The 12,386-nt window shown below is 32.5% G+C and carries 13 protein-coding genes; 1 reads left to right on the top strand and 12 read right to left on the bottom strand.

Going from position 1 to position 12,386, the window contains the following annotated elements; all coding sequences use genetic code 11:
- Position 1: 1 nt before the first annotated feature.
- A complete protein-coding gene (locus ACKVOV_RS12725; protein ID WP_409207136.1) occupies positions 2–763 on the bottom strand; it encodes an exodeoxyribonuclease III in 762 nt (253 codons plus the stop codon).
- Between the two features lie 195 nt (positions 764–958).
- Here ACKVOV_RS12725 and ACKVOV_RS12720 point away from each other — a divergent pair, with 195 nt between their 5' ends.
- The gene (locus ACKVOV_RS12720; protein ID WP_409207135.1) at positions 959–2,764 is read left to right on the top strand and encodes a GNAT family N-acyltransferase; all 1,806 of its coding nucleotides are present in this window, start codon (positions 959–961) and stop codon (positions 2,762–2,764) included.
- Positions 2,765–2,812: 48 nt separating this feature from the next.
- On the opposite strand, the gene ACKVOV_RS12715 is transcribed toward ACKVOV_RS12720, so the two are convergent.
- The 11 genes from ACKVOV_RS12715 to serS all read right to left on the bottom strand — a co-directional run bounded on the left by ACKVOV_RS12715 (position 2,813) and on the right by serS (position 12,326).
- Complete coding sequence (locus ACKVOV_RS12715; RefSeq protein WP_409207134.1) at positions 2,813–3,094, bottom strand: TM2 domain-containing protein; 282 nt, start codon at positions 3,092–3,094, stop codon at positions 2,813–2,815.
- 22 nt (positions 3,095–3,116) lie between these two features.
- Entirely contained in the window at positions 3,117–3,515 is a 399-nt protein-coding gene (locus ACKVOV_RS12710; RefSeq protein WP_409207133.1) for a DUF805 domain-containing protein, read from the bottom strand.
- Positions 3,516–3,646: 131 nt separating this feature from the next.
- Positions 3,647–4,069 carry a DUF805 domain-containing protein gene (locus ACKVOV_RS12705; RefSeq protein ID WP_409207132.1) on the bottom strand — a complete coding sequence of 141 codons (423 nt, stop codon included), beginning with the start codon at positions 4,067–4,069 and terminating at the stop codon, positions 3,647–3,649.
- Between the two features lie 45 nt (positions 4,070–4,114).
- Positions 4,115–4,498: a VOC family protein gene (locus ACKVOV_RS12700; protein ID WP_409207131.1), complete on the bottom strand. Its 384-nt coding sequence runs from the start codon at positions 4,496–4,498 to the stop codon at positions 4,115–4,117.
- 242 nt (positions 4,499–4,740) lie between these two features.
- Positions 4,741–5,688 carry a 2-hydroxyacid dehydrogenase gene (locus ACKVOV_RS12695; RefSeq protein ID WP_409207130.1) on the bottom strand — a complete coding sequence of 316 codons (948 nt, stop codon included), beginning with the start codon at positions 5,686–5,688 and terminating at the stop codon, positions 4,741–4,743.
- A gap of 162 nt (positions 5,689–5,850) precedes the next feature.
- On the bottom strand, positions 5,851–6,627 hold the full coding sequence (proC, locus tag ACKVOV_RS12690) for a pyrroline-5-carboxylate reductase (RefSeq protein WP_409207129.1): 777 nt from the start codon (positions 6,625–6,627) through the stop codon (positions 5,851–5,853).
- Positions 6,628–6,637: 10 nt separating this feature from the next.
- On the bottom strand, positions 6,638–7,987 hold the full coding sequence (gene mgtE / locus ACKVOV_RS12685; protein WP_409207128.1) for a magnesium transporter: 1,350 nt from the start codon (positions 7,985–7,987) through the stop codon (positions 6,638–6,640).
- Positions 7,977–8,756, bottom strand: coding sequence for a 16S rRNA (adenine(1518)-N(6)/adenine(1519)-N(6))-dimethyltransferase RsmA (rsmA, locus tag ACKVOV_RS12680; protein WP_409207127.1), 780 nt, complete (start codon positions 8,754–8,756; stop codon positions 7,977–7,979). Before rsmA ends, mgtE begins: the two co-directional genes overlap by 11 nt.
- A 74-nt stretch (positions 8,757–8,830) precedes the next feature.
- Positions 8,831–9,142 (bottom strand): DUF4286 family protein, encoded by a 312-nt coding sequence (locus tag ACKVOV_RS12675; protein WP_409207126.1) that lies wholly within the window; start codon positions 9,140–9,142, stop codon positions 8,831–8,833.
- Between the two features lie 57 nt (positions 9,143–9,199).
- Entirely contained in the window at positions 9,200–10,978 is a 1,779-nt protein-coding gene (locus ACKVOV_RS12670) for a tetratricopeptide repeat protein (RefSeq protein ID WP_409207125.1), read from the bottom strand.
- A 76-nt stretch (positions 10,979–11,054) separates the two neighbouring features.
- Positions 11,055–12,326 carry a serine--tRNA ligase gene (gene serS, locus ACKVOV_RS12665; protein WP_409207124.1) on the bottom strand — a complete coding sequence of 424 codons (1,272 nt, stop codon included), beginning with the start codon at positions 12,324–12,326 and terminating at the stop codon, positions 11,055–11,057.
- Between the last annotated feature and the right edge of the window lie 60 nt (positions 12,327–12,386).

Raw genomic sequence — 12,386 nt, 5'->3', positions numbered from 1 at the left:
ATTATTCTATTTCTACTAAAACGGGACAATGGTCAGAATGTTTTGCGTCGGGCAAAATAATTGCTCGTTTCATTCTTTCTTTTAGTGATTCGCTAACTAAATTGTAATCTATACGCCAACCTTTGTTATTGCCGCGAGCTCCTGCTCTGTAACTCCACCATGAATAATGGTGTGGTTCTTTGTTAAAATGACGAAAGCTATCTACAAAACCAGACTTCATAAAACCGTCCAGCCAAGCACGTTCTTCTGGTAAGAATCCAGAGATTTTAGCATTGCGAATAGGATCATGAATATCTATTGCTTCATGACAAATATTATAATCACCACAAATAACAAGATTCGGAATTTCTATTTTTAGTTTGTTAATATAATTCTGAAAATCATCCATAAACATAAATTTATGGTCTAATCTTTCGATATTTGTTCCAGATGGCAAATACAAACTCATTATCGAAATATCATCAAAATCGACACGAACATTTCTTCCCTCAAAATCCATGTGTTCTACTCCTGTTCCGAAAACAATATTTTTGGGTTCTATTTTTGATAAAATTGCTACACCACTATATCCTTTTTTTTGTGCAGAAAAATAATATTGGTACGGATAACCAGCTAATGCTATTTCCATAACAGGAATTTGATCTTCGGTGGCTTTTATTTCCTGAAGGCAAATAACATCAGGATTTGCAGCTTGCAACCATTCGAGAAAACCTTTAGTAATGGCAGCTCGAATTCCGTTTACATTGTATGAAATAATCTTCATTTTTAGACGATTCGTTTTTTCAAAAGTATAGAAAAAATAGTCAATTTAGAAAAGAAATTTAATTTACTTTTAAAGTCTTTATAATCAATGTTTTTTAGATAGTGATTTAAGAAACAATATAGATTAAGGCGAAAGTTTTTCTGAAAATTAAACAACTTTTGTTATCTTTGTTTTTCGCCAAAAATTCAGAGCTAAATGGGTTTAGTTACCGCTAAAGAAGTTGCAAAAGCAATAAATACCGACAAATATGGAGTTTTGGGAACTTTCTCAGGATGGTTGCTCATGAAAGCACTCCAAATATCGACACTTAATAAAATTTATGACAGAAATAAACATTTGTCTGAATTAGAATTCTTGAATGCTATATTAGATGAGTTTCAAATTAAGTTCGAAATTCCAGAAGAAGATCTAAAACGTTTGCCTAAAGATGGTGCTTACATTACAGTTTCTAATCATCCGCTTGGAGGAATTGATGGTATTTTACTCTTGAAACTGATGCTTGAAAGAGAGCCTAATTTTAAGATTATTGCTAATTTTTTGCTTCATAGGATAGAACCTATGAAACCTTATATCATGCCTGTAAATCCTTTTGAGGATCACAAAGATGCAAAATCGAGTGTGATAGGGATTAAGGAAACACTTCGTCATTTAAGAGACGGAAAACCTTTAGGGATGTTTCCTGCAGGAGAAGTTTCTACTTATAAAGATGGTAAAATAATGGTTGATAAACCATGGGAAGAAGGCGCTATAAAAGTAATTAGAAAAGCCCAAGTTCCTGTAGTTCCTATTTATTTTCATGCAAAAAACAGTCGATTCTTTTACTTTTTATCTAAAATAAGTGATACGCTTCGTACGGCAAAATTACCCTCAGAATTACTTACTCAGAAAGACCGAGTGATTAAGGTTCGTATTGGAAAACCTATTTCTGTAGCCGAACAAAACGAACATGAAACTATCGAGGCCTATTCGGAATTTTTACGTAAAAAAACTTATATGTTGGCTAATGCTTTCGAGAAAGAAAGCAAATTACTTACTGTACCAAGTTTAAAATTGCCTAAAAATCCGAAAGAAATTGTTACTGGTGCCAATCGAGAAAAAATGATTGTCGAAATTGACACTCTTCGTGAAAAAGGGGACCGATTATTAGAAAGTAAAAACTACGAGGTATTTTTTGCAGAAGCAAAAGATATTCCTAATGTTTTACATGAGATAGGTCGTTTGCGTGAAATTACTTTTAGAGAAGTGGGTGAAGGCACAAACGAATCGATAGATATAGATAAATTTGACAAACACTACCACCACTTGTTCTTGTGGGACTCTGAAGCTAAAGTAATTGCTGGAGCTTATAGAATGGGATTGGGATCGGAGATCTTTGCAAAATATGGAATAGACGGTTTTTATCTTCAAGATTTATTTCGTTTTGAGCCAGAACTGTATGATATGATGAGCAAATCTATCGAGATGGGTAGGGCTTTTATTATTAAAGATTATCAGCAAAAACCAATGCCTTTATTCTTACTTTGGAAAGGAATTGTGCATACTACTCTACGCAACCCTGAACACACTTTCTTGATAGGTGGTGTGAGTATAAGCAATCAGTTTTCAGATTTTTCGAAGTCGCTCATGATTGAGTTTATGAAATCTAATTATTATGATCCTTATGTTGCACAATATATTCATCCTAAAAAAGAGTATAAAGTAAAACTAAAAGACGCCGATAAGGATTTTATTTTTAATGAAGCCGAAGCCGATTTAGTTAAGTTTGATAAATTAATTGACGAACTAGAACCAGGTAGTTTGCGTTTGCCAGTTTTAATAAAAAAATACATTAAACAGAATGCAAAAGTTGTAGCGTTTAACGTAGATCCTTTGTTTAATAACGCTGTTGATGGATTAATGTATATAAGAATTTCTGACATTCCAGAAAGCACTATGAAACCTGTTATGGAAGAGTTTCAGGCGGAGTTAGAAAGAAAATTAGCTGAGAAGGGTGAATGCTAAGATTAAAATAAAAAAGGCGAGAAAATAATTTCTCGCCTTTTTTTATTCTTAGAACCATCCCTTTTTTCCTACTTGGTAGGTTTGGTAAAATTCCTCATCACTTTTAGTTAGATAGATTATTCCTTCTATAAAACCGACGATGCTAAATATCCCACATGTAACGATAGAAACTACAATTTGTATAATTCCTTCTTGAGTGTATCCTAAAACAAATTTATGAATACCCAAACCGCCAAACAAGATACCCATTATTCCGGCTAAAACTTTTTTGTTTTCTTGTCTTGTTTGTGGTGCATTGTTCCAGTCTTCTGTTGGTTTTGTTGTTTCCATAAAAGGCTTTATTTTTAATTATTTATTCGTGACCTATTTGGTCTAATTCGTTATTTCCTTTAGGGTCTTCACCATATTGGTTTGCTGCTTTATCTCCTTCGGTGCAAAATAACACTAATAACCAAATGGCTCCAATTAATGGAATTAATACAATTAAATAAAACCAACCACTTTTATTAACGTCATGCAATCTCCTAACAGAAACTGCTAATCCGGGAACAAAAACCGCTAAAGCATAGGCAAAATAAATGTATCCATAAGGTAGTGGATCGAAATTTATTCCTAATAAATTATCTAAAACCGCAGCAACAATTAATACTATAATGTTTACTAAAGCAAAATACCAATACTCGCTTCTTCTTGCTCTTCCGTTAAAATTTGCGTAATTTTCTAGAACTACTTTTTTGTACCAATTAATCATGTTTAGTTTGTTTTTTAGTTAATTTATTTTTCTTGAATTTTCTTAAACTTTTAAAAAAATTCATTGCTAATATATAAAAATTTTAGAAAACTTTAACATTAGGTATTTAAAGTTGGTTTTTTTTAGCTCTTTTAGTTAAAACTTTCTGAGTCTCTCCCTATTTCGTCTATTTCGTCAAATACTCTTTTGGGGTCTTTTCCGTATCTATTAACTCCTTTTTCACCTTCTGTACATAATAGTATTAGCAACCATATTGGTCCTACTATTGGTATAAATCTTACGAAATAATATGTTCCGCTTTTCCCTATATCGTGTAGTCTCCTAACAATTACTGCTAGACTAGGAATAATAATTGCTAAAAAACAAATAACTAGTAAGCCTATAAAAATGTCTTCTAAGTCATTTGAAATAGATGAAGATACCCCAAATAAAACCATTAAGGCTATAAAGATTATAATATTCATTAAGATGTAATACCAGTATTCGCTTCGTCTTGCTCTTCCGCTAAAATTTGCATAATTATATATTAGGACTTTTTTATACCAATCTATCATGTTTTTTGTTTTTGGATTTTTTATGTACCCGAATGTATGCTTTTCTTATTTAGGTTCCCAAAGTTCGATTTTGTTTCCTTCTGGGTCTAGAATCCAGCCAAACTTGCCATAATCATGAGACTCCATTTCGCCTACTATTGTTACCCCTTCGTCTTTTAGGGTTTTTAATAATACTTCTAGATTGTCTACTCTAAAGTTAATCATGAATTGTTTTTCGCTGGGCTCGAAATATTTTGTGTCTTTTGCAAATGGCGACCATTGTGTTGCACAATCGTTGCCATCGCTGTCTTTCCCGCGAAATGTACAACCATAGTCATTTACAGGAAGACCTAAATGATTCTTGTACCATTCTTTAGTCGCATTTGGGTTTTCGCTTTTGAAGAAGATTCCTCCTATTCCTGTTACTCTTTTAAAATCTTTATTGCTCATTTGTGTGTGTGTTATTAATTACAAATTTGTTTTTCTTAATGTGTGTGTGAACCAAAAATAGTATTTTTTTAAGCTCCTTTTTGAAATTTGATGGTTTTATAATACCCATATAGATGATCATATATGATATCCTTGTAATTTCTTTGGCTAGAAGTATATTCTTGTATTAATCCTTGCTCTCTAATGACCCTTTCTCAATAAATTATTCATTAGAATTAAAAATAAACTTTTTTAAACAGTAACTAATAAATTCGTTTAATCTTATCGACGATTACCTGTGCTAGTTTCTTTTTGCTTTCTATAGTCCAACCTGCAATGTGGGGTGATAGCAAAACGTTTTCTGCTTGTAGCAAATACTCGAAAGAGGCTGGTTTTTGCTCTTCAAATAAGTTTTCGAATGAGAGTTTCTCGTATTCTAAAACATCAAGTCCTGCTCCCATTATTTTTTTAGATTGTAAGGCAATAACCAAATCGTTTGTTACTACATTCTTGCCACGAGAGGTATTTATAAGCCAGAAAGGTTTTGCAAATGCATTAATAAAATGAGTGTTTACCATTTTATCGGTTTCAGGAGTCCAAGGAATATGCAGGCTTAAAACATCTACTTTTTGTTGTAGTTCTTGTAGCGAGACTTGTTTTGCATTATTATCACCTACATTTTCGAGTATGTCATAACATAAAACTTGTACATCGAAACCACGTAGTTTTTTGGCAAATGATTTTCCCATATTTCCGTAACCTATAATACCAACTGTTTTTCCGTCGAGTTCGTGACCGCGATTTGCTTCGCGATTCCAGTGTCCGGAACGAATTTCTTTATCGGCTTTGTTGAGGTTATTCATTAGCGAAAGTAACATACCTAATGCGTGTTCTCCCACCGCATTGCTATTGCCTTCGGGCGCTGCAATGAGATGAACTCCTTTGCTGGTGGCATAATCGCAATCGATACTTTCCAGTCCTGCTCCTACACGTGCTATAAATTGTAAACTGGTAGCTTTGTCTAGAAATGTTTTATCGATTTTGAATCGGCTGCGAATCACGATACCTTGATATTCATGAATTTTTGCTTCGACTTCTTGTTTTGAAGAGGTGAAATCTTCGTGGTTTATAAATCCTGCTTCTTGCAATTGCGCCATAAGTAATGGATGATTGCTATCGATATGAAGGATTTTTATGTTTTGTGGGTTCATCTTTATATAAAAAAATAAAGGTAATTATTTTTGGTACATAAACGAAGTAGATTTTGGAATGTAATGTTGATTTTTTAGCCCTGATAGTAGTGAAAATCCTTTTCCTTTTTAAAGGAAAAAGGAAAAGATTGTAACGTATAGCAGGAATAGCTTCAAATAAAATTACTCTTTTATTTTCTGCAATGAGGTTTTTATTCCTTTTATTAATGACGAACTAAAGCCTTGGTGTTCCATTTCGTTAAGTCCTACAATGGTGCAACCTTGTGGTGTGGTTACTCTGTCTATGAGTTGTTCTGGATGCACTTTTTCTTCCAGAAGCATTTTTGCAGCGCCTTTTGCCGTTTGAGCTGCTATGGCGAGTGCCGTTTGGGCATCGAAACCTATTTCTATTCCTGCTTGCATCGAAGCACGAATGTAACGTAAAGCATAAGCGGTGCCGCAAGCGCCAAGCACTGTAGCGGCATCCATTAGTTTTTCTTCTATTACTGGTGCTGTTCCTAGTTGTTGAAATAGTGAAATTACTTTTTGGGCTTCGATTTTGTCTTTTTCTTCAAACGAAATGCAGGTAGCAGATTCGCCAAACTGTATTGCAATATTTGGCATAATTCGTATTACAGCATGGTTATTTCCAACTATATTCTGAATAGTACTTATTGATACACCACTTACTGCCGAAATGATGGTTTTGTTCTGAATTTTATCAGAAATTTCGTTTAAAACAGTCTCTATCTGATATGGTTTTACGGTTAAAACAATAATGTCAGATTGTTGAATATTGTGTGCATTATTGTTAGAAATCTCGATTCCTTTTTCTTGTAAATAAGAAATGGTTTCTATGTTTCTTTTGGTAACTGTAACTTGATTGTCTGTAGTATATTTTGTTATTCCTAAAGCGATCGCTACACCTAAGTTTCCACCACCTATAATATTTATTTTCATAATGTTAAGTCTAAAAACCTAGTATTAGTTTTGCAATGGAAAAATAAAGGATAATCCCAAAAACATCGTTAGTTGTGGTAACGAAAGGTCCTGTAGCTATTGCTGGATCTATTTTGTTTTTGTGCAAGAAAAAAGGTACTAATGTTCCGAGTGTTGCTGCAAAAAGGATAACTACAATTATGGATATTGATATAGCAAAACCAACTAAATATTGTTGATACATTATCGAATGATATGCTAATAAAAGCATAGAAATTATAGTTCCTGAAATAAGCGCTACAGTAAGTTCTTTTGAGAAATAATTTCTAGAAAATTGCTTAAGTGTTCCGTTTGCTAATCCTTGTACTACTATTGCCGATGCTTGTACACCAACGTTTCCTGCTGTTGCAGATAGTAATGGAACAAAAATCATTAATGTAAAATAGGTTCGCATGGTCATCTCGTTACTTTTTAGGACATACGATGCAACTATTTCTATGCACATTCCGATAAGTAACCAAGGTAATCTTGCTTTTGTTAGTTCACGAACACTATCGTTTGCCTCGACATCTTGTGTGATACCTGCTGCTAATTGGTAATCTTTATCGGCTTCTTCTTTTATTACATCAAGAATATCATCGATAGTTATTCGACCTACTAATCGACCTAATTCGTCGGTAACAGGAATTGCTTCTAAGTCATATTTTTGCATGATTCGAGCTACTTCAATATCCTCTGTATCGACCATCACCGAGTTTAGTTTTTTGATATAAACTTCACTAATTGGTGTTTTTGAAGATGTTGTAAGTAAATCCTTAAGCGATAATCTCCCTAATAATTTATCTTGTTCATCTACAACATATATTGAGTGTACTCGAGAGATATTCTCAGCCTGAATACGCATTTCTTTTATACAAGTAAGTACGTTCCAGTTTTCGTAAACTTTTACGAGTTCTTTGTGCATGATTCCACCTGCTGTGTCTTCTTTGTAACGTAATAAATCGACAATATCCTTGGCGTGTTCTACGTCTTGAAGTTCTGATATTACTTCTTCTTTCTTGCTTTTAGAAAGTTCGGCGATAATATCGGCAGCATCATTTGTTTCTAATTCATCAAGTTCTTCGGCGATTTCTTTTGGGGATAAACGTCCCAATATATTTTCACGTAAGTCGTCCTCGAGTTCTAATAGAATCTCGGCTGTTTTTTCGGAATCTAAAACTTTAAAAATATAAGTTGCTTCGTCAAAATCTAGTTCATCTAGAATTTCGGCAATATCAGCATGGTGCAAGTCATTCAATAAAACTTCCAATTGCTGGTCGTCTTTATTCTGAATGAGTTGTTCTAATTCTTTTATTAGATCTTTGCTGATTTTAAATTCCATCGGCTTCTATTTTTTTTGTCAATTCTATAAATTGTTGAACATCTAATTGTTCTGGTCGAAGATTAAAAACTTCGTCTTCTCTTAAATTATCTGACAAATTTAGTGTTTTTAAACTGTTTCGCAATGTTTTTCTTCGTTGTTGAAAGGCTGTTTTTACCACAGTAAAAAACAATTTTTCTCCACACGGCAAACTATAATCTTTTTTTCTTCGCAAACGCAGTACACCCGATTTCACTTTTGGTGGCGGAATAAATACAGTTTCATCGACTGTAAATAAATATTCGGCATCATAAAACGCTTGTACTAAAACTGATAGAATTCCGTAGGCTTTTGTTCCTTTTTTTTCGCAAATTCTTTGAGCTACTTCTTTTTGAAACATACCTGCAAATTCTGGAATTTGGTTGCGATATTCTAAAGCGCGAAACACAATTTGAGTCGAAATATTGTATGGGAAATTTCCAATAATAGCAAATTGTTTCTCATCGAAAATTTCATTAATATTATATTTTAAAAAATCCTTAGAAATGATTTTATCTTTTAGTTTCGGATAATTTTCATCTAAATATGTCACCGATTCTGTATCGATTTCAATCACATAAGTAGTTACTTCTTTTTCTAATAAATACTTTGTAAGAACTCCCATTCCTGGTCCTATTTCTAGTACATTGTTATAACCTTCTAGGTTTAAAGTGTCGGCAATTGCTTTTGCAATACTTTCATCTTTTAGAAAATGTTGTCCGAGGTGTTTTTTTGCTTTTACTGCTTCCATAATTCTAATAGATTATTTTATTGTGGATTTTTAAGTTGATTAGATTTAGGTAATCTAATTCTTTAATAATCTATTTAATGCTCACTAATTACTTCCAATTCTGTTCTAAAAGCCAACATTTTATCACCAAAAAGACGTAAACCTTCTTCACGCATTTTCGGTGCATCTTCTTGGTAATATTTATCTAATGTTTCTTTACTATCTGTTGTAAATTGAATGGAATAAGTAACTCCACCCATTTCTTCTTCTATTAAAACTTTGACCATTCTAGCTGAAGTAAATTTACCTGTTGCTAAAACATCGGTAATATGTTTTTCTTGCATCCAAGAAAACCATTGATCGTGCACACTTTCGTGAATATTTACTGTTACGTTGTATATTATCATCTTTTAGATTGTTAGACTTTTAGATTACTAGACTTTTCGAAAAATCTAATTGTCTGTTTATAAATTGGTATCACCTCTCAATTTCCTGTAATTATTTCTAGCTTCGACAAAATAAATACTGTCTTCATGACCAAATAATATTTTCTCGTAATACGTTTTTGCTTTTGCAATATCGGGCAATTGTTTTCTGTAAATTTCGGCAGAAAAAAACAAAGCTTCATCGATATAAATTCCGTCAGCATGTTTGTCTATTATTTGTTGGTAATAGTTAAGTGCTTGTTGAAAATTATTTTGTTTCTCATACAATTTTCCAATTCTGAGCAAAGTTACATCTTCTATCTTTTCTCCTTTATGTTGAAGTAAAATAGTTTCAAATGCTTGTAATGCTTCTGCATTTTTGTTTTGATAAGCTAAAAAATCGGCTTTCGAGAATTTTTTTAAAGCCACTTGCGTCGAATCTTCGACAGTGTTGTCGCTAATGAGTAAGAATAATTCCATCGAATCATTAGCAATAAGTTGTGATGTCGACGATTTTAAAACTGTAAATTGTTTTTGTGCCCAATCGAAATCTCCTTTATAATAGCTGGCTTTTGCCATTTTTAAGCTGGCTTCATGAGCTATTTGATCGCTTTCTAAATCGTCTTCTATTTGAGCATAATAAATGATGGCTTGATTGAATTTTTCATCAAGTAATAAAACATCGGCCAATTCCATTTTTACATCCGCTTTTTGGTAATTATTTATAGGTAAATCTAAAGCTTTGGTCAAAACTGTTTTAGCTGATTCAAATTGTTTCAAATAAAAAGCATCAAAATGTGCATTCAAAATTTGTAATCTTATAGAATAAGGAGAAATTCCATATTTCTTTAATAACAAATCTAGTTTTTCTTTTATAATTGGATATTCCTTTGTCGTTGCTTTATCAATATCAATCGATATTAATCGATAATGAGCTTCCATTTGTAATTCTAAATCTTGTGTATTTAGCAAAATAAAATTTAGGATTTCGGTTGCGGTTTCAATTTCATTATCATCGATAGTTAACTTTGCCAAGTTAATAATGTTGCCTAAATTATCTGGACTTCTTTTGAAAATAGCTTTTTCTTGAATAAATGCTTTTGCATATTCTTTTTGTTGTACAAAAAACCAGCTCATGTATTGATTCCAGAAAATATCTTGTGTTTTTTGAGTGCGAATGAGCAATGCTTTTTTTAAACTATCAGAAAAAGTTTTTTGAGAATCCTCAGACATAAATCGAGTTAATTGGTTCTGAACCAATGGTAAATTTATTGGAAATTTAAATGAATAATCAAGTAAAGTATCAATCATTAAATCTATTTTTCCCAACTGACCTTGTAATAATGATACTTGATAATCGAAATTTGCGTCAGGATTTCCTAAAGTTCCTAAACGATAAGCTTCGATAGCTTGTTCGACCAATACTTTTTGCTCGAAATCTCTTGCAACAGTATATACATTATTTGGGTTTTCCTTTATTTTTTCGAGGGCAATTTTATAATTTTTATCGGCTTTATCGGTGTTTTTTTGCAACTGATAATTATACCCTAATTCGATATATAGATTGGGTTGTTTGGTTTTCTCTATTCTATTTTTGATAATCGTTTCGGCTTTATCAAACTGATTTAGTTGCTGGTAACAAGCAACTTGTTTCTGAAAATAATTGTAATTATTGGGCTGACCTTTTACTAAATTTTCATATATAAGTATTGCTTTATCGAACTCACCTCTGTCAAAATAATTTTGCGCCAATTGTTCATTTTGCGAGAAAACAAACATTGGAAATAACAAAACGATATATAGAAATAAATTTTTCATTAATTATCTAAAAAAACAATGTACTAATGTAACAATTTTTATGCTTCATTAGTACATCTAAAAAATTCTGTAGTTTTTAATTAATTATATCAAAACCTGTATATTTTCTAAGTACTTCTGGAATTACAATTCCTTCTGGTGTTTGATAATTTTCTAAAATTCCTGCTAAAACCCTTGGCAAAGCCAATGAACTTCCGTTTAAGGTGTGTGTCAATTGGTTTTTACCATCTTTATCTTTGAAACGTAATTTTAATCTATTAGACTGAAACGTTTCAAAATTAGATACTGATGAAATCTCTAACCAACGATCTTGCGCTGTACTAAAAACTTCAAAATCATAGGTTAATGCCGATGCAAAACCCATGTCTCCACCACAAAGACGAAGAATTCGATATGGTAATTTTAGTTCTTGCAAAATGCTTTTCACATGTTCTACCATTCCTTCTAGGGCTTCATAAGATTTATCCGGATGCTCTATACGAACAATCTCTACTTTGTCAAATTGGTGCAAACGATTTAGTCCACGAACGTGAGCACCCCAAGAACCTGCTTCACGACGGAAACATGGCGTATAACCTGTGCATAAAATGGGTAATTCATTTTCGTTAAGAATAACATCTCTAAAAATGTTTGTTACTGGAACTTCTGCTGTTGGAATAAGATATAAATTGTCTTTTGCATCGTGATACATTTGTCCTTCTTTGTCTGGTAACTGTCCCGTTCCGTATGCAGAAGCTTCGTTTACCATGTGTGGTACTTGGTATTCTTGGTATCCCGCATCGGTGTTTTTGTCTAGAAAATAAGAAATAAGCGCACGTTGCAATTTGGCTCCTTTTCCTTTATAAACAGGAAAACCTGGTGCTGTAATTTTTGTTCCTAATTCGAAATCGACAATATCATATTTTTTTATCAATTCCCAGTGAGGTTGCGCACCTTCATGCAAAACTGGAATATCACCTTCTTGAAAAATATTTAGATTTTCTTCTGGTGTTTTTCCTTCAGGAACGATGTCAGCCGGAAGATTAGGCAATGTATATAGTTTATCTAATAACTCTTTTGCTAAAGCTTCAGTTGTTTCAGACAGTTCTTTGGTTTTTTCTTTATTGGTAGCAATTTTTTCTTTTAGAGTAGCAGCTTTTTCTTTTTCGCCACTTTTCATCAAATCGCCAATTTCTTTGGATATATTATTAGATTCGGATAAAATATTGTCTAATTCTACTTGTGTAGCACGACGTTTTTCGTCTAATTGCACCACTTCTTGAACAATAGCAGTAGCATCAATACTTCTTTTTGCCAAAGCTTTGATTACTTTTTCCTGATTTTCTCTAATAAATGCGATTTGTAACATAACTTGATTTTTATTAAGAATGCAAATTTAGTAATATTTCTCGAAGGAATTTCAAATTGT

The sequence above is a fragment of the Flavobacterium sp. genome, from assembly GCF_046153165.1.
Taxonomy (GTDB): Bacteria; Bacteroidota; Bacteroidia; order Flavobacteriales; family Flavobacteriaceae; genus Flavobacterium.
This window is presented reverse-complemented; position numbering and strand designations above follow the sequence as displayed.